This window comes from Fuerstiella marisgermanici, from assembly GCF_001983935.1.
Taxonomy (GTDB): domain Bacteria; phylum Planctomycetota; class Planctomycetia; order Planctomycetales; family Planctomycetaceae; genus Fuerstiella; species Fuerstiella marisgermanici.
On sequence record NZ_CP017641.1, the window covers coordinates 5,150,511 to 5,168,773 of the forward strand.

An 18,263-nucleotide genomic window follows, 5' to 3' on the forward strand; every position below is an offset into this window, starting at 1 on the left:
GTCGTACGGTTCGAAGATATCGAACGCCTGTGTCTGTGAGCCGCCGGCGCCAGCCGCTGGCCTTGTCAGTGCAGCGGTCTGCGTGGCAAGCGCTGCCGCAAAACCGCGCGGCTCACAATTGCTGGAAAGTCAAACTACGCAGGTTCAATGCGAAACAGCGGCTGACCAAATTCGACCGCGTCGCCGTTTTCCACAAGGATTTCCACGATCTTGCCGGCCTTCTCAGCGGGAATCTGGTTGAAGACCTTCATGGCTTCAATAATGCAGACGGTCGTGTCCGGCTGAACTGTTGAGCCAACGCTGACGAAGACGGGTTCTTCCGGCGTAGGAGAAGAATAAAACGTACCAACCGTCGGCGCATCGATCGTGATGCCTTTGGGAGCCGCCGCTGGTGCCGGAGCCGTCTCCTGCGGCACGGCTGGTGCAGCAGCCGCCGCTGCCTGTGGAGCGAACGCCACTTCCGGGGCGGCCACCTGACGCGGTCCGCGGCGTACTTTCCACGATTCGCCGCCTTTCCGCAGGCTGGCTTCTGTGACGCCGAACTTCTGCATTAGCTGCAGCATCTTACGAAACTGGTCCAGATCGAAACTGCCTTCATCCGGTTCGGTAGGTTTGGCCATATAAATTGCTCCGGCGAAGCCGTTGCGGTTCGCGAAATATCAAGATGTTTGGTGCGATGTGAAAGTCGCACACTTTCTAAAGAATGCCCCGTTTATGCAAGGAATTCGACAATCGCATCGTCGAATTCGCGAGGAACGGAAGACAAAACTTCGTGACCGTCACGAGTTACCAGAATATCGTCTTCGATACGCACGCCAAACTTACCGGGCAGATAAATCCCGGGCTCAACCGTCACCACCATGCCGGGTTCGAAAACCTGATCGGTAAGGGGACTCATTCGAACGGATTCGTGGATTTCCAGGCCAAAACCATGGCCCAAGCCGTGCCCAAAGCGTTTTCCGAAGCCCGCGTCAGCAATGATATTCCGAGCAATCGTGTCCACATCGACACACTTGACCCCCGGTTTAATCGCGGCAATTGCGGCTTGCTGAGCTTCCTGAACTGTGTTGTACACTTTTTCCATCTGCTTCGATGGCTTGCCGGTGACGAACACGCGAGTCAGGTCGCTGCGGTAGCCGGATTTCGTTTCGGCCCCCCAATCGATTAACAGAATCGGGGATTCGCTCACGCTTAAATCGCCCGCATGTGCATGAGGCAACGCGGCCGTAGGGCCAACACCGACGATCGGTTCAAAGCCGGGCCCGGTCGCTCCGAAGCTGCGCATGGCCGCTTCAAGAATGTAGCGAATTTCCTGTTCGGTTTGATCCAGTGTCAGACCGCTGCGGACCACGGCAATGCCTCGTTCGGCCATGTGGACGGCATCTCGAATCTGCTGCAGTTCCCACTTGTCCTTCACTTCGCGCAAACGTTCGGTCAGCCCGCCGGTGGGAACCAGTTCAGCGGCGGTAATCTCTTCCGACAAGTCAGCGTGTTGACCGAAAGTGACATGAGCCGGTTCGAAGCCGAGCCGCTTTGGCTTGGCTTTCTTCACAATTTCGCTCACGGCAACCTTCATCGGCTTCCGCGCGTCACGGATGTCAACATCTACGATGTCACATTCGTTTGCGATCTGCGTCTCGTACCGGGTATCACTGATCAGCACGGTGGCTGACTTGCTGAGATACAACCACGTCGAATCACCGGTGAAGCCCGTGAGATAACGAACGTTCGCCAAACCAGTGACCAGCAATGCGTCGACACCAGCCGATTTAAACGAACGAGTCAGGCGAGAACGACGAGCCGAATAATCAGGACCAGTTGCCACGATGTAATTTCCTGTTGAATGAGTTTGAAGAAAAGTCGTTTAACCCGGAGGCGCAGGCGAGCGGTATGACACCGTGCAATACCGCCTGCGCCTCCGACTACGGGTTAAACGATTTGCTGCTGACCAGTCCATAAAATCCACCGTGATTGGCAATCTCGCACATCAGCGGTCCCAACATCACGATTCAACCTCCGACGTCATCTCCCAAACGGACCGATACGCGCCGACTGTTTCGAACCAGCCGATCAGTGTCGTGAAGAATTCGTCCGAACCAAGCGTACCGCTGTCACCGATCACAATTAGCTTGCGGCGAGCTCGCGTGAGAGCCACATTCATGCGACGTGCATCCGACAGAAAACCGACTTCACCTTTGCCGTTGGAACGCACGGTACACATCACGACCGCTTCTTTTTCACGGCCCTGAAATCCGTCGACGGTGTCGATTTCGAGTTGATCAAATTCGGCATTTTGACGCAGCCAGCGAACCTGAGCCGCATACGGAGCAATCACGGCAATGTCGGCGGGACTCAGCCCCGCTTCACACAAGGCGTTGACCTGATCCAGCACCAAGCGACCTTCGTTCGGATTGAGCCGACTTAGGCCTTCCGGTTCCTGTTCTTCGTCCCAGCCGGCTCCGGCCGTATCGATGAACAACACCGGCGAATCGTCGCAGCCCGACACCTGCGGCAGGTCGCTCAACACGTGTTGCCGCACCGATTCATGAGCCGTCAGTGAGCCATCATAAAACGTGTCGGACGAAAACTGCATGATCTGTTCGTGCATGCGGTACTGCACTGTTAATTGCCGAGTCGTCGCGTCGCCGTAGTGTTCCACAAGTCGCTGCATCAGGCTGACGGCGTAGCCTTCGCGAGCCGCCTCCTTCGACAGAATCGTTGGCGGCAACTGACAGTGATCGCCCGCCAGCACGACCTTTGACGCATATTTTAATGGCACCCAGCAGCCGGGTTCGACGCTTTGGCATGCTTCGTCGATGACCAGAAGATCGAACTCGTGATCGTCCAATGTGCTGAAGTCGAAACTCACCGTCGCACAGACAACTCGCGCCGTTGCAATGACTTCGTTAATCGCCTGGCGTTCCATCATTCGAGCGTGCTTACGCAGTTCGCGAGCTTCCTGACGCTGCTGATACTTCTGCCCCGGAGCCGGTCGGCCGCGCGTGTAGCGACTGGCTTTGCGATCGAGTTGCTCGGCCTCTCGATACATTTCCTGAATCACAGCATACGCGTCGTGCTGCGCAACCAGAGCGTCCAGCGTATGCGATCTCACCACTTCCAGAACTCGCGCCGGATGCCCCAAACGCACGGCCGGTTCGCCCGCGTTGACCAGCCGTTCCAACAGGTTGTCGACCGCCGTATTGCTGGGGGCACACGCGAGAACTCGTTCGCCGTTCGAAACCGCCTGGCGGATCAGTTCCACCACGGTGGTCGTCTTGCCCGTGCCCGGCGGGCCGTGAATGATGGCGAGGTCTTCCGAAGACAGAGCGAACTCAACAGCGGCCTGCTGGGATTCATTCAGGCTTTCGGACTTCGTCGATTCGAGCCCGGATCGATAAGACGGTTCGCGATCATACAGAAATAAGTCGCGAAGCTGCCCCAGTCGACCCGTCGCTGTTTCTGCAACCTGCATGGCCGCCAGTTGCCGTTTGCGAGTCACCTCATCGGGCGACAAGTCCAGGCGGAACCGTTCACCTTCCGGCCAGTCGTCGACGGCGATTTCCAGCGAATCCGATTTTCGGCCGCTGACAACTCCCTGAACCGACGATCCTGATTTGCCACCATCAGCGGACAAAATAATCGGGCTGCCAACTTTGAAGCGGTGCCAAGGCAGGCGTTCGGCTGATCGGCGTTTTTTCAGCGTGATCAGATAGCGTCCGCCGAGCCCCGACGTGTGCGTGCTGACGATCATATCCAGCAGCGTTTCGCCACCTCGTTCCGCCTGAGCCGATGATTGCACCTTGCGCCGCTCTTCCAGCCGCTCGCGCTCGGCCTCGCCTTCCATATCCAGCCAACGGCGAAGATTGGCAAAGTGTTCGGCGGCGCGTAACGGTCGGTTCGGTATGGACATGCGGCGAAGGATACAAAGCCGAGGGAACCGTGAAAACGATCCGACACACCCGAGTCGCGACAATCCCGAAACCCGATCGTCCCTTGATGTCCTGCATCTACGTTTAACCCGCAGCCGAAGGCGCAGGCGGCGCTCTGACGGCCGTTTGGATCATTCCGGCCACAACAACGAAACCGCAGCCTCTAACTGTTCCCAAGAAACCTCGCCACGCACTGGACCGCGTGAGCAGCGCCTGCGCCTTCGGCTGCGGGTTAAACGATCGGGGCGACCGGGCGCTCAGGTGTCTGACGGTCGGAATCAAAATCGACAGACAAGAGCCTGCCCCACCGCAACTTGCACCCTTCCCGCAATTCATTGCGGGAGGGGTCGATCGAGCGAAGCAAGATCGGGGGAGGGCCGGGCCCGCGTGAGGACCTCGGCCTAATCTGGTGCTTTGCGTTCGCATGCCCCCCCCCTCCCGGACGTTGCTTCGCTTGTCCGACCTCCCCCTCAGCTTCGCTGGGGAGAGGTGCAAACTTAGGCGATTGAGTAAGGCGGATCAGGCGAAGTGCCGCTCCGGCGATCGTGTCGTTTGGGACATTCGTCTTCGATAGCAAGCTGAAACGAATCGGCACATGGCGGGAACGTCTACGGAACGCGGCTAAAAACAGTTTAAAGCGGAGTATGCGGAGACGCAGAGGACCGCAGAGAGAAATACTGCCGGCGGCAAATTCTGCGACCCTCTGCGTCTCCGCAACCTCAGCGTTTCAAATCGAGCGTGACCGCATCACTGCGAATGCGTTGCCTGGGTGCCACTGGCTTTGCCAGTGTGTGTACGGTTTCGCGTTTAACCCGCAGCCGAAGGCGCAGGCGGCGCTCTGACGGCCGTTTGGCAGAATCCGGCCACAACAACGAAGCTGCAACCTCTCACTGTTCACGAGCAACCTTGCCACGCACGAGACCGCGTGAGCACCGCCTGCGCCTTCGGCTGCGGGTTAAACGATCGGGGCGACCGGGCGGCAAGGTGCCTGACGGACATTGACCGCATTCCGACAACTCCGCTTGTGACCATAACGCCGGGCGACGGACCATCCGTCGACGCCACCGTCCATGCCTTATCGCTCCGGGACTGGATTGAGGTATTGTAAATTGAGTACGGTGGACGTCGTGTTGCGCCGACCACACGTCGACGTCCAAAAAATCGGTAGACACCTCGCTCGCCAGACCATGGCGGTTGATCGCTGGTCGGCAGTGCCCGCCCGAATTCGATTCGCTGGCAGCGAGCGATCAAAGTTATGAATTGCCGAATGATCGCCACTTACAATGCACGAGAAAAATCAGATTGAAATACGGTCGGCCACTGTTGCCGACTACGACGCTTTGGCCGACGTCATGTTTGACGCGGTCCGGCACGGCCCCAGCGCTTACACGGAAGAACAGCGGCAAGCGTGGGTTCCTCAGCCTCGAAGGGGAGTCGATTGGGTCGAGCGTTTAAGCTCTCAGTCAATTTTCGTTGCCGCGAATTCCAGCGAAGTGGTCGGATTCATGAGTCTCGCCGAAGCTGGCTACATCGACTTCGCTTACATCCGGCCATCCGCACAGGGAACCGGAGTTTTTCGTCGCCTTTATGAATCCATTGAAAAGCTGTCGCAGCAGAACGGGGAAACGCGTCTCTGGGTTCACGCCAGCTTGATGGCTCAACCAGCCTTCGCCGCAATGGGCTTTGCAATTAAGAAGAAGGAAGTCGTTCAAATTGGCGAGCAGTCCCTTGATCGGTTTGAGATGGAGAAACGGATCGGAATTCACTGACTTCGCAAACCCATCCTGTCTCGAGTCAGCCGTTCTTTCGACCTCCAACCGTCCGCAAATCCCAGCGGAACGTCCTGCAACGCGCAGCGGCCCGCGCCGTCTGAGACTTGCGGCGCAGGATGCAAAGCTCCGGTGGCAGCCTAATTGGTCAGGCCAATTCCAGCCGATACAATCCACCATCGGAGACAGCCGGTCCCGGCGCAGACATTCTCCGAAACATTGCCATTTCGCAAATTTGAGGTTCTTTCATCGTGCCCGCCATCAATCAGCCATTCCTGAACAAACTTCGCACCTTCAGCATTATCGAAGGCATTTCGACGCTGGTCTTGTTCGGCATCGCGATGCCTCTGAAATATCTAGCCGAAATGCCGCTGGCCGTCCGCATTGTGGGTAGCATCCATGGAGTTCTGTTCGTGGGCCTGGTATTCATGCTGATGGCGGCGGTTTCGCGAGTCCCCATTTCGAAGGGCCTGGCAATCACCGGAATATTGGCAGCGATCGTGCCATTTGGGCCGTTTATCTTCGACGGCAAGCTGAAGCGAATCGGCAACATGGCGGAACTTTCGGAGTGACCGCAAAGCATGGCCAGGGCCAGCGCGCACTTTGGGCAATTTAGGCTGGCGCGACAAGTGAGTATTGGTTAGTCTTTTCGTGTCGTAACATCGGACTTCACGAGGAGAGGACAAGAGATGTCGACAGTTGAACTGGCGGTCACCCAGGAGCTGACAGGAAACATTGTTCATTACTTTGATCAATTGAAAGACCCGCGTTCCAACATCAATCGTCTGCATCTGCTTGGTGATGTGATTGTGATCGCCATTTGCGGAGTGCTGGCCAACGCCGACGGCCCCAGTGCGATTGCGGAATGGGCGCGACTGAATGCCGATGGCCTGCAGAAACACCTGGCACTTCCGCATGGCATTCCGAAAAAAGATACGTACCGGCGCGTCCTTTCTCTCCTGAAGCCGAACGACTTTCAAGCGTGCTTCGTGCAATGGATTGAATCGCTGGAAGGACTTTCCGACGAACAGAAAGAAGGCTACAGAAAACAGATTGCGATTGATGGCAAAGCACTCCGTCGATCACATGACAAAAAGAATGGGCTGGGTGCGTTGTTCATCGTGAGTGCGTGGGCTTCTGATCAGGGGATTTCTCTGGGACAGGTGGCGACGGAAGAGAAGTCGAACGAGATCACCGCGATCCCGAAATTACTGAACGAAATCAATATCGATGAGGCGATCATTACGATTGACGCAGCGGGTTGTCAAAAAAACATTGCGCAGCAGATCGTGTCTGGCAATGCAGACTATGTGTTAGCCCTGAAAGGCAACCAACCGAAACTCTATGAGGTCGTGCAGAAGTTTTTTCTCGATCACCTGGAGGATGACTTCGCTCGCTGTCCCGTCAGTCGCTATGAAGAAACAGAGAAGGGACACGGTCGGCAGGAACAGAGAATCTACTATCAGGCGACCGTGCCTGTCGATTTTGACGTGGGCCACAAATGGGCCGGACTCAAGACCATCGGAACGGCGATCCGAATGTACGAGCAGGACGGCATTCATCATTCTGACGTTCGCTACTACATCAGCAGTCTGCGTCGCAAAGGCGAGCTGTTCGCAACAACGGTTCGTGGTCACTGGGCCATAGAAAACACGCTGCACTGGAGTCTCGACATGACCTACCGCGAGGATGAGAGTCGAGTCCGAAACCGAATCTTCGCGAACAATTTGTCATGGCTCAGACGACTCACACTCAGCCTCATCAAGAAACATCCTGGCAAACAAAGCAACGTCATGAAAAGAAGAATGGCCGGATGGAACATTGACTATTTGATGCAAATCCTTACCGGCAAAACAACTTAGTATGCGCTGGCCCTGAAGCATGGCCGACTCGCCGCAGCGGAGGTGTTGCCTTCGATTCGCATTTTCGTCTCATGAGTGTGGTATTATGATTTTCAACGTGGACAATCTTCTTAACCACGTCCCCGCAATACGAAGCCTCCCATGATCGGTGCATCTGAAGTCTACCACTTTTCCAAAACGGCTGGCGTCGCGCCAGCCGCTCGGCGTTCGCGCTGGCGAGCGATGGCGAAAAAAGTCATCAAACGCAGCCAGGAAATGAATTCGCTGGCCGATGATGAGCTCACCACAGCCGGCCGCAAACTCATGTGGGAAGCCAAAGCCGGTACGCCCCTGGATAAGCTGCTGATCGAAGCCTACGCGCTGGTCCGCCAGTCGGCTCGGCGCGTGCTCAACATGGAGCACTTCGAAGTTCAAATTATTGGCGCGATCGCTTTGTTCGAAGGCCATATTGCCGAAATGCAGACGGGGGAGGGCAAGACGCTGACGGCCACCATGCCGTCGTTCCTGCGAGCTCTGACCGGCCACGGTTGCCACGTGATCACCGTCAACGATTACCTGGCCGAACGTGACTGCAAAATCATGGGGCCAGTGCATCGCAAGCTGGGCTTAACGGTCGGCACAATTCTGGAACCGATGGAACCTGACGAACGCCGGCAGAACTATGCCTGCGATATCACCTACGCGACGTCCAAGGAAATGGGCTTCGACTTCCTCCGCGACCGCCTGCGCATGGGAGCCTCACCAGACGACGGAACGCCTTCGCTGCGAAAATTTGTCCGCACTTTAGGCGGCGGCGAAGAACCCGTGCAGCGTGGGCACTACTTCGCCCTGATCGACGAAGCGGACAGTATTCTTATCGATGAAGCACGAACGCCGCTGATCATCGGGTTGACTCAGCCAAACGACCCCGGCACCGTCAATCTGTTTCGCTGGAGTAACCGAGCCACCTATCAGCTCACCCCGCGTGAAGACTATGTTTACGAACCCGAACGCCGTTCTGCATGGCTGACCGACGCCGGCTGCCGCAAAGTTGTTCTGATGGCTAAGCCGTCGCTGATGAACAGCATGGACACCGAACGCATTTACACGCAGGTCGAAAAAGCGCTGACGGCTCAGCACGCTTTCATGAAGGACCGCGACTACGTCATCGTCGATGAGAAAGTGATGATCGTCGACGAAGGAACGGGCCGAGTGATGGATGGCCGAAAGTGGCAGGACGGACTTCATCAGGCGATCGAAGCCAAAGAACTGGTTCCCATTACCGCCGCCACCGGCGAGGCGGCTCGAATTACGGTGCAGAGCTTCTTTCGCAACTATACCAACCTGTGCGGCATGACGGGAACAGCTCTACCCGCCCGTCGCGAACTGAAAAAGACGTATAAGCTGAAGGTCACAAAGATCCCGACGAACAAGAAGTGTATTCGTCGAGGCAAGCCAGCACGAGTCTTCAAGACTCAAGAGGCTAAGCGAGCCGCCATTGCCGCAGACATCGAAGAGCTCATGCAGCGAGGCCAGAGCATTCTGGTCGGCACGCCGTCCGTCGAAGCGTCCGAAGCCTTGGCTGAGATCCTGAAAGGGCACAACATCAACGCTAAGATCTTGAACGCTCGCTACCACGAACAGGAGGCGGAAATTGTCAAACAGGCGGGCGGTCCGGGCAAAGTAACCATCGCCACAAACATGGCTGGTCGAGGAACAGACATTATCCTGGACGATGTCGTTAAGAAGTCGGGCGGACTGCATGTCATCGCCACCGAAATGCACAGCTCGAAGCGCATCGATCGCCAGCTAGTGGGCCGAGCCGCTCGACAGGGCGACCCGGGGTCCTACCAGTTCTATCTGTCGCTGGAAGACGAACTGCTTAGCTGCCGCGAACCCAAAGAAGTGCAACGTCGTCGAAAAATGGCAATCGCCAACAAGTCGGGCGAACTAAGTCGCACATGGCACCGCTACTTCAAAAAGGTGCAGCGGTTCCTGGAAAAAACTCACCGCAAGCAGCGAAAAAGTCTCCTGAAGCAGGAACGCCTGCGTCTGGAACAATACGAAAACATGGGCCTCGACCCCTACCTGGAACTCACAGAATCGTAAGCCAAGCACGCATCATTCTCACGCCGCAGTAGACACATCCTCAAGCGACCACCGGGAGCACCGCCGGCGATTCCGCCCCCAAACCGTCACCAACCCACTACGCCAACCGCCCGCCGGTGCATACCGGCCCCGTTAGGGAGTCCAGATTTTGGTGGTGGTCGTTGTGGCTTCGTTGGGAGGCCGTTTTTCTCGTCGAGCTTTCAGGCGGATGTAGGGTGGAATAAAGCGGCCGCGGTAGCCGAAATGATTGACGTTGGCGTTGTAGTCCGCTCGTACAGGTTCGCGGACGTCTTCCAGAATCATGTTGCTGCGACACAGTCCGCCGATCAGATCTTCCAGTCGATGCAGGTACTCAGTCGCTCCGGGTTCACGATAAGATTTGTCGATCTGTCGGGGCAGGGGGCCTCGATGGTAGTACTCGACCCCGATAACAAACTGATGGCGTTCGTTGCGATGACTAATCTGCAGGCTGGTCGGTTGTTTATGCTGGCTGATATAAACACCGTCATCGCGAAGGACGCGAGCGATCTCCGCATACAGTGGGACCAGGTCGGGGATGTAGCAGGAGCTGACCGGTTGATGCACGATGTCGAAACTTCGGCTGGTGAGTTCGCGCAGATCGTCCATTGAAGCGCGCAGTGTTTCGACCTTCAGACCGCGACGATGTGCTTCGCGACGATCGAGTTCCAGCATTGAGTCGCTGATATCCACGACCGTCACGTTTGCCCCCGCCACCGCGTACAGAATCGACTGCCAGCCACCGCCGGACGCCAGACACAGCACGTCCATGCCAACCACACTTTCGGGCAGCCAGCCTCGCCCATCCAAAACCCGAAGTGGTCGCGAGCACTCTTCGTCCGTGGCAACGCGAGCGAACTGGCTTCCGGAATCCGCCAGTTGATTCCATGATTTTCGGTTAGTTGCCTGGTAATTCAAAGGGGGCTCCTGAATGTCGACGAAAACGCCGAACCGCGGGTTGAATGTGCGGAGTATACCGCCGCGGCCACGTTGTGATGTTCGGGGAAGTCGGCTTCAAACCACTTCGGCGCTTTTCTAAGCACTTTTGACGTTTAGAATAGTCGGTGGTGGAATGCCTGCCACGGTTGGTGGAATGAGTTCACGGGGCAAATGACGCCCTCTGAAAGCCGGTTTGTGGAAATTCTCTCACGAGTTCATTTGTATTGTTTTCTGTTGAGCTACATCGCTGCGTTCGGCGTTGAGCTTTTTCAGTTACTGCGCAACCGGTCCGCGCTGACACGGGGCCTGCTAATTGCATCAACCACTGCCGGATTAATGGCTCATGCGGCTTATTTGGTCGCACGAAGTTCAAAATCCGGCCTCCCGCCACTGGTTGGCAGCAGCCACGACTGGCTACTGGTACTGGCTTGGCTGGGAGTCGTTTTCTATCTGCTGATCCTGACAACTCAACGACGAATCACGCTGGGGTTGTTTCTGTTGCCTGTCATCGTAGGCCTTATCGTGATGTCTACGTTCGTTGACAGCGGGACCACAGAAGAAGCAGGCCGACTAGCCAGTCGGCGCTGGGGAATGCTGCACGCGTCGACGCTGGTTGTTGGAATCGGCTGCGTGGCGGCGGCCACCTTGTGTGCGGTGATGTACCTGTTGCAGCACCAAAAGCTGCGAGGGAAGAGTTCCTGGTTACATCGACTGCAGCTGCCAAATCTGGAAAAGTTGACATCCGTGAATCGCTGGCTGGTGATTGGTACCGTCGCAATGCTGACGGTGGGCCTGGCAACGGGATTCATTCTGGCCGCCACGACTGCGAAAGGGGAGTTCGACTGGACCGATCCAATCATCGCCGGCACGACCATCGTGTGGGGTATCATGACCATAACATTGGCGTGGCTGTTAACCCAAAAGGAACAAACCGGTCGCCAGGTCGCTCGCATGACGTTACTGGCCGGCGGGTTTCTGCTGCTAACCGTCTTTGGTCTGATGCTGCTATCCGGCGGCGTGCATGAGAACCGCCCAGCGAACTCGAATAAAGATGCAGCGTCGCTTTCGAAAGAACGCACGGCGCGCGATGCCGGCATCCTAATGTGCGAAAGCCACTTCACCTGTTATAGCGAAGGCATGCCGTCATGAACGTCTTCGTCTTAAGCTGCAACCATCATCACGCCGGGCTGGAGGTGCGTGAGAAGCTGGCGTTCGCATCTGAAGATCAGCTCACGCAAGCCTACGCCGACTGGCGCAAACAGCATCCCGATTCCGAACTCGTACTGCTGTCGACGTGTAATCGCGTCGAAGTCTATGCGGCCACCGACCAGGAAAGCGGCGCGCTTTCGGCTCAGCACATTTCCGATTTCGTATCCCAGTTCCACAACGTGCCGTCAGACGAATTTACCGGTTCCGTGCTGTCGCACCATGGCCAGAAGGCAGTGGAACACTTGTTTGATGTCGTCTGCAGTCTGGACAGCATGGTTCTGGGCGAACCACAGATTGTGACTCAGGTCAAAGACGCCTACCGGATTGCTCGCGAAAACGATTCCTGCGGGCCGCTAACGAACATTCTGTTTCAGCGAGCTTTGGAAGTATCGGCCAGGGTCCGCACAAACACGCGTTTATCAGAAGGCCGCGTGTCGATTGCCAGCGTTGCGGTTGGCGATTTTGGGCGTGAGATCTTTAACCGATTCGATAATAAGACGGTGCTGGTCATCGGTGCCGGCGAAATGGCTGAAGAGACTCTGCGATACCTGAAAGACGAAAATGCAGGACGCATCGTGGTTATCAACCGCAACCGAGAACGAGCGGAAGCGCTCGCCAACGCATTTGGCGGCGCGACGGACAGCTTTGATCAATTGGATAAGTGGCTGGCTGCAGCGGACATTATCGTTAGTACAACGGGAGCAACAGACACGCTGATCGACCACGACCGATTCGCTCGCATCCGCAAGAATGCTGATCGCAAGCCGGTCTTCATCCTGGATCTTGGTGCCCCGCGAGACTTCGCACCGTCAATCGCCGATATCGACGACAACATTTTCCTATACGACATTGACGCGCTGGAAGAAAAATGTGAACAGAATCGAGCGATGCGGGTTTCGGAAATCAAGCAGGCTCGCAAAATCATTCTAGAAGCCACCGAACACTTCATGCACGGTGTTTATCATCGAGCGACGGGTCCCGTCATTCAGCGACTGCGTGAACAGCTGACAGACATCAGCCAGACAGAAATCGACATCCTGTTCCGACGTCTGCCGGATCTCGACGACGAACAGCGATCAGCGATTGAAAAGACAGTCCATCGAATTGTTAACAAAGTGCTGCACCCACCGCTGGAAACGCTGAAGGTCGAAGCCAAGGCCGGCACGCCTCACAGCTTGCTGGACGCGATGAAGCGACTGTTTCATCTGGGTGAGTGACTGCGGCTGGCAGCTTCGAGCATTTCAGCGATTGCCTGCAAACACGCTCGCTGGTCGTCGCTGAAGACTGCCTCACCATGGACGCAGTTCGGGAACCAATCGCAGCGACAGCGAATCTCGCTGACTTGCGGCCGCGGAATAAGCTTTTCGGACGATGATGGCTGTTTCCCCCAGGCCGCAAACGTCCACGGCAAAAGCGAAGCTGGGTTAATTCCCCGGGCCATACATCTCAATTTCGTCGCCGTTCACCGGATTCAGTCGAGCAGCCTGGTACAGTTTCCAGGAATCGCTTTCACGCACCCAAACGGTGCGCCAATACGTGGGCATATTTCGACTGCCACCGCCCTGAGCTCTAATCGTCAATGGCCCGTTAGCGCGGAGGAATGCCGTCGCTTTTGTGATGTCGTCGTTGAGTTCCACTTCGACCGATTTGATTCGGAACTGCTCGCTCACATCCACCAGATCCAGGCCGCGTTTGGCGTTTTCAATCAAATCGGGACTCTGCTTCGAAATCTGCCCGGCAATGGCATCCAGGTCGCGAGATCGAAAGTTGGTCAGCATTTGTTCCAGCTGCATTTCCACTTCTTCGCCAGGCGATACCAGAGTATGCTCCAGCAACAACAGGCCCACCGCTGCCAGCACGCACACGCCAGCGACGGTTTTTCGTTTGGGCATGCCAGCAACCAAAGCTACAACGGCCACTGCGGTCAGCAACAGCAGTATCGGGACCGAGTTGTCAGTGATGAAGAACATGCAGGTGTCTCCGGTGTCAGCTTTTCGTCGAACCGCGGTATGTAATCGACGAGTGGCCTGTCAGCCAAAACATTCAAGTGGATGCGTCGGCCAGCGCAGTCGAAAGTTGAACCCAACGTGAATTCGCTATCGTCCGTCAGACAACCTGCCAACGAAACCCAAAAGTTGGATCGAGCACACCGCTGCAGCAACACCGCCCACGCGTCGAGCTGCGGAACTATTCTACGCTGAAGCTCAAGCGGATTCCTTCGACGAAACGTCAGACTTTGCCTCCGCTTTTCGTGACGCCCCATGCCCGGCGCCCGGCAGTTTGACCGTTTGCGGCTCGTCGGTCGATTCGGGGACAATGTCAGTACACACGGCCTTCTGAATCAGACGTCCCAAAGTTCCTCCCAACAATGCGGGAAGAAAAACAACGTCAGCTACCAATGCCGCAAAGATCAACGCTGCCATGATCCAACCGAAGCGGCTGACTAGTAGCAATTCCGCTGGCAACAAAGCCAGCATGCCGAAACCTATTGCGGCGCTGGTTTGCCACATAGCCGGGCCACAGTGTTCCAGAGCTTTGCCGACCGCAAACTCCACGGGCACTCCCTGCTGAACCAGGGACTTAAACCACGTGATCAAGTGCAGAGTTCCGTCGACGGCAATACCCAACGCGACTGAAGCGGTGATCATTGTGCCAATGTCGACTTTCAATTCCATCCACGACAGCAGGCCGAAGATCAGTATTACGGGCATCAGGTTCGGAAGCATCGTCAGCAGACCGGCAAACGGACTGCGGAGCAGCACCATCATCACGATGGCGATAACGATAAATGCCATGCCGAAACTACGGATCAAGCTTTCCAGCACTGCTTGCTGAGTCCGCAGGAATACCGGAATCAGGCCGGTCACGATGTGCCCGGTATTCGGACTTCCCACCATCGAAAGCTGCGATTCCGCGATGGCATTCATGTCACCCAGCAGCACTTCAAGGTCAGTGTCCGACAGAGCGGATGTTTGAGCCGTGATTCGCCAGACTTCGTCGCCTTCACGATTGAGCAGTTGATCGCCAGACTCTTTCCAGTCCGTTGCGTAGTCCGGCAAAGCCAGCATTGACGAAATTTCATCGTCGACTGAGTTATCCTTCAGCCGCTCGTGAATCCGCTGACCGACTCGCTGCTGAGTTCGACCCAGCATTTGTCGTTCGAAACGCGACATCGTCTTAGGATCGGGCTTACGCAGGTCCAGAAACGAGGACAGTGAAAGCACGCCGCTGATTTCCGGATGCTGCCGGATTTCCTGCTGCAGTGCATGCACTTTGCGGGCGCGGTCGATAAACGGCAACTGCTTTTGCGCTTCGGTGTCGAACTTCACAATCGTGTCGATCGAAATGACGCCAGAGAGCTTGTCTTCCAGAAAGACGTAGTCACGGACAAGCCGCGAATCTTCCGGGAAGTAACGGATCACTTTTGTTTCTGTTTCAAAGTTTCGCAGTCCCCAGCCTGCAGCGGCCGTCAAAAGCACGCAGGCCACCGCGACCATCGTGCGGTTGCGAGCGAGCCAGCGGCCAAAACGATTCCAGTGACCGGTTTCCAGGCTTTCTGCTTTCGGCGGTGAGCGCGGCCAGTACAGCATCAGCGACGGCAACACATACAACACGACGACAAACGAAATCAGACAGCCAATCGCAGCATAGATGCCGAAGTCTCGCACCGGCACAAGGTTGCTGACGGTCAGCGACGCTAAACCAACGGATGTAGTGCAGGCCGCCAGACCACACGGCAGCCACGCTGTTTTCGCAGCAGAGAAAACGGACTGGCTGGGGTCTGAAATGCCGGAATGCTTCCAGTAGTTGGAAAGGTGAATGGCAGCCGACGTCGTCAGCACGACAAGCAGCGTCGGCATCACGATGAGCACCATGTTCAGAGTCCCGCCGGACAGCGGGATCAAAGCCATCGCCACGATGACCGTGAGAAACGACACCGCCTGCACCAGAGTCGCAAGGCGAATGCTTCTGAGCATCACAAACGAAAACAGCACGCTGACAATGGCAGACAGCAGAATCGGCGACCGGCGTGCGAAATTCCACACCTCGTATTTGGGGTTCCATCCAGCGTCCTGAACGGCATTGTTTAACGCCACAGTGACAATCGGCTGACCGCCCAGATGTATTGTGTCGGCCGGAACTCCAACCTGTTCAACGGCTTCACGAATCGCCGCAACAGAAGCCTCTTTGTCCGCAATTCCGGCTTCAGACAAAGACACCGACACAGCGGCCAGTGATCCCGGCGTCACGAAACACTCTTCGATACACTGCGCCCCGATGCCTTGACCGCTGGCTCCGGGATCCTCCAAACTCAGCAACGCTTCCTGGAAAGCAGACATCGTCGCCGGATCTGAATGCATGCCCAGCCACGACAACTGAAGGGAATACAATGGCTGCGCTTGAATGTACTTCGTCAGTTCCACGTCTGTATTGAAGGCCTTCGATTCCTCCAACGGCACAGCTTCCAGTTCGGGAAGCGGCATATCGCCTTCCACGACTTTCACGTCCAGACCGAATTCCTGCTTGGCCAGATCCAGTATTTCCTGAACAAGGAACTCACCACGCTTGCGGCCGGCTTCGGAAATGCGAATTTTTAGCGGGCCCTTACCGATCAAAACGCCGTCGATTTCAGACATCGCCCGATCGAAGGGGACGTCCCGCGACAACATGCGTGTCAGCAATTCGGTGGGAAGCGTGACATCACTGACATAAGGAGATCCGCCCTCAGACTTGCCACTTTCTGAGCGAGTCCCTTCCAGTTTATCTTCCAGCTTCCGCAATCGAGGGTCGGTGATAGATGCCGAATCCCATGAGACCAGCACGCGGTCCTCAGACGGAAACATGGATTCGTACCATGTTAGAATTCTGGCTTGAGGGTCATTGCGCGGCAGCCAGCCAGCGACGTCGTTGTGCATCTTGAGGTCGCGCAGAGCCCATGCCATGACGGGAATCAGGAACGCGACGCCCACGACAATCCACAGAGGAATGCCATGCCCCCAGCGGTCGCGGCGTTGAAGAATCGGTTTCTTCCGTGATTCTGTCACGAATACCTGCTGCCTCGGTACTAGCTAAACTCAAAAAAACACTGACGAATTGCGGATAGTATCCGTAAAATGGCGACGCGTCATCAGAACATTGACGTTCTGTTTGGCTTTCCGACACGATGCGTCCAATTAGTTACGGTCTGAGCATCTTCTCAGAATGATCCCTCTGGGTAAATGGGGCAATTGCTGGCCTTTTGTCGGATTCTGAGGCCAGCAGTCGGCGGCACTTGCCAGTCACGCGGGAGGCGATTGGCGTCAGTCCTGAGCAGCCGGAAAACGGGCCGATCTCATTGAAACTCGGCAGTTTAAGCAGTCGACGTAATAATTACCCCGTTACCACAAGAAGAACGAGTGATCCGTCGCAGTGGCTTCGCAAAGTAAATCTATGGCCTCCACCGTACAGAACTCCGGCATATCAATCCCGCCGCTTGCCGGTGCTGTGCCTGGATTGGTGACGCCCGAATCATCGCAGACCACGCAAACGACTGGCGATAGCGATTCTACGGAAGCCCCTGAAATTGTCATGAACGTGCTACAGGTGGCAACAGGCTCAACCGCCGTGGGTTACTACCTATCGACCCTACTGCATTTGCTGGCCTACGGCATCGCGGCCGTCGGTTTCACGTTTGTGGGGCAGTTGCTCACCGAAGACACCGTGACCACGCCGATTCGGGCCAGCCTTGACGACTTCGATCGTGCGGACGAACAGCCTCAATTTGAAGTTGTCGCAGAAATCGGTTTGAGTGACGTCGATGGGCAGACCAACATCCAGCAGTTGTCGAACAGTTTGCAAGCCGTTGAAAACGGGCAGATCGAAACGACGGCCAATGCTGTTGTGGCATCGTCGCTGAATACAAAGGACGCGGCCGAGGATGAGGGGTCGGCCGGTGACTTCCTGTTTAAGCTGCCGGAATCCGGACTTGCCGTCACCAAAGGTAGCTTCACCGTTTGGACAGAACCGGAAGCCCCGGACGCGGCGCAACCGTATCTGATTATCATCGAAGTGAAGCTGCCGTCGGACACTCGCGCTTATCGCGTCAATGATCTGAGCGGCTACGTGATCGGTTCGGACAAGTATCGCCAGAAGATCCCTTACGACAGCACGGCACCGCACAATTCGTTTTTTACTGACGAAGATAAGAAGTTGCAGCAGATGAGCAGCAGCGAACGCATCAATGTCCGCGGCAACAAAGTTCAGCTGGCAATCAAGGTTCCGGGCGCCAGCCGATTGGTGAAGGACACCATTCAGATCCATTCTCGTAAGTTGCGAGAACGTCAGGAACTGGAACTCGTGTTCGGCAGCGAGTGACACGTATACCTCTTGAGGCTGCGTTTGTTGTGCTCAGAACGCTTCCATGCTGTTCAATTTCTACCTCCCGCAGAGACAGCCCGGAACTGCTGTGA

13 protein-coding genes are annotated in these 18,263 nt (G+C 56.2%); 7 read left to right on the forward strand and 6 right to left on the reverse strand.

The window, feature by feature from the left end; translation table 11 throughout:
- Positions 1 to 134: 134 nt before the first annotated feature.
- From accB to Fuma_RS19220, 3 genes are all read right to left on the reverse strand, one after another.
- A complete protein-coding gene (accB, locus tag Fuma_RS19210; protein ID WP_077025550.1) occupies positions 135 to 620 on the reverse strand; it encodes an acetyl-CoA carboxylase biotin carboxyl carrier protein in 486 nt (161 codons plus the stop codon).
- Between the two features lie 92 nt (positions 621 to 712).
- Positions 713 to 1,825 (reverse strand): M24 family metallopeptidase, encoded by a 1,113-nt coding sequence (locus Fuma_RS19215; RefSeq protein WP_077025551.1) that lies wholly within the window; start codon positions 1,823 to 1,825, stop codon positions 713 to 715.
- A gap of 177 nt (positions 1,826 to 2,002) precedes the next feature.
- Positions 2,003 to 3,910 carry an AAA domain-containing protein gene (locus tag Fuma_RS19220; RefSeq protein ID WP_077025552.1) on the reverse strand — a complete coding sequence of 636 codons (1,908 nt, stop codon included), beginning with the start codon at positions 3,908 to 3,910 and terminating at the stop codon, positions 2,003 to 2,005.
- A 1,302-nt stretch (positions 3,911 to 5,212) separates the two neighbouring features.
- Here Fuma_RS19220 and Fuma_RS19225 point away from each other — a divergent pair.
- The 4 genes from Fuma_RS19225 (at position 5,213) to Fuma_RS19240 (ending at position 9,648) form a co-directional block, all read left to right on the forward strand.
- Positions 5,213 to 5,698, forward strand: a complete 486-nt coding sequence (locus Fuma_RS19225; protein ID WP_077025553.1) for a GNAT family N-acetyltransferase — start codon at positions 5,213 to 5,215, stop codon at positions 5,696 to 5,698.
- A gap of 251 nt (positions 5,699 to 5,949) precedes the next feature.
- Positions 5,950 to 6,270: a DUF3817 domain-containing protein gene (locus Fuma_RS19230; RefSeq protein WP_218922205.1), complete on the forward strand. Its 321-nt coding sequence runs from the start codon at positions 5,950 to 5,952 to the stop codon at positions 6,268 to 6,270.
- 117 nt (positions 6,271 to 6,387) lie between these two features.
- Positions 6,388 to 7,560: an ISAs1 family transposase gene (locus Fuma_RS19235; RefSeq protein WP_077022421.1), complete on the forward strand. Its 1,173-nt coding sequence runs from the start codon at positions 6,388 to 6,390 to the stop codon at positions 7,558 to 7,560.
- Positions 7,561 to 7,701: 141 nt separating this feature from the next.
- Complete coding sequence (locus tag Fuma_RS19240; RefSeq protein ID WP_077025554.1) at positions 7,702 to 9,648, forward strand: preprotein translocase subunit SecA; 1,947 nt, start codon at positions 7,702 to 7,704, stop codon at positions 9,646 to 9,648.
- Positions 9,649 to 9,780: 132 nt separating this feature from the next.
- Here the strand turns inward: Fuma_RS19240 and Fuma_RS19245 are convergent, their stop codons facing one another.
- Positions 9,781 to 10,584, reverse strand: a complete 804-nt coding sequence (locus Fuma_RS19245; RefSeq protein ID WP_083732160.1) for a class I SAM-dependent methyltransferase — start codon at positions 10,582 to 10,584, stop codon at positions 9,781 to 9,783.
- 216 nt (positions 10,585 to 10,800) lie between these two features.
- Here Fuma_RS19245 and ccsA point away from each other — a divergent pair, with 216 nt between their 5' ends.
- Both ccsA and hemA read left to right on the forward strand, forming a co-directional pair.
- Positions 10,801 to 11,754: a cytochrome c biogenesis protein CcsA gene (ccsA, locus tag Fuma_RS19250; protein WP_158521064.1), complete on the forward strand. Its 954-nt coding sequence runs from the start codon at positions 10,801 to 10,803 to the stop codon at positions 11,752 to 11,754.
- A complete protein-coding gene (hemA, locus tag Fuma_RS19255; protein WP_077025556.1) occupies positions 11,751 to 13,031 on the forward strand; it encodes a glutamyl-tRNA reductase in 1,281 nt (426 codons plus the stop codon). Before ccsA ends, hemA begins: the two co-directional genes overlap by 4 nt.
- Before the next feature lie 207 nt (positions 13,032 to 13,238).
- Here hemA and Fuma_RS19260 read toward each other — a convergent pair whose 3' ends face one another.
- On the reverse strand, positions 13,239 to 13,784 hold the full coding sequence (locus Fuma_RS19260; RefSeq protein WP_077025557.1) for a hypothetical protein: 546 nt from the start codon (positions 13,782 to 13,784) through the stop codon (positions 13,239 to 13,241).
- 234 nt (positions 13,785 to 14,018) lie between these two features.
- Positions 14,019 to 16,859, reverse strand: coding sequence for an efflux RND transporter permease subunit (locus Fuma_RS19265; RefSeq protein ID WP_077025558.1), 2,841 nt, complete (start codon positions 16,857 to 16,859; stop codon positions 14,019 to 14,021).
- A 385-nt stretch (positions 16,860 to 17,244) separates the two neighbouring features.
- Here Fuma_RS19265 and Fuma_RS19270 point away from each other — a divergent pair, with 385 nt between their 5' ends.
- A complete protein-coding gene (locus Fuma_RS19270) occupies positions 17,245 to 18,168 on the forward strand; it encodes a hypothetical protein (protein ID WP_077025559.1) in 924 nt (307 codons plus the stop codon).
- Positions 18,169 to 18,263: the final 95 nt, after the last annotated feature.

Excerpts from the sequence above, each read along its gene's own strand:
- hemA (WP_077025556.1), top strand. The coding sequence starts at position 11,751 with ATGAACGTCTTCGTCTTAAGCTGCAACCATCATCACGCCGGGCTGGAG.
- Fuma_RS19225 (WP_077025553.1), top strand. The coding sequence starts at position 5,213 with ATGCACGAGAAAAATCAGATTGAAATACGGTCGGCCACTGTTGCCGAC.
- Fuma_RS19240 (WP_077025554.1), top strand. The coding sequence starts at position 7,702 with ATGATCGGTGCATCTGAAGTCTACCACTTTTCCAAAACGGCTGGCGTC.
- Fuma_RS19270 (WP_077025559.1), top strand. The coding sequence starts at position 17,245 with ATGGCCTCCACCGTACAGAACTCCGGCATATCAATCCCGCCGCTTGCC.
- Fuma_RS19220 (WP_077025552.1), bottom strand. The coding sequence starts at position 3,910 with ATGTCCATACCGAACCGACCGTTACGCGCCGCCGAACACTTTGCCAAT.
- accB (WP_077025550.1), bottom strand. The coding sequence starts at position 620 with ATGGCCAAACCTACCGAACCGGATGAAGGCAGTTTCGATCTGGACCAG.
- Fuma_RS19260 (WP_077025557.1), bottom strand. The coding sequence starts at position 13,784 with ATGTTCTTCATCACTGACAACTCGGTCCCGATACTGCTGTTGCTGACC.
- Fuma_RS19235 (WP_077022421.1), top strand. The coding sequence starts at position 6,388 with ATGTCGACAGTTGAACTGGCGGTCACCCAGGAGCTGACAGGAAACATT.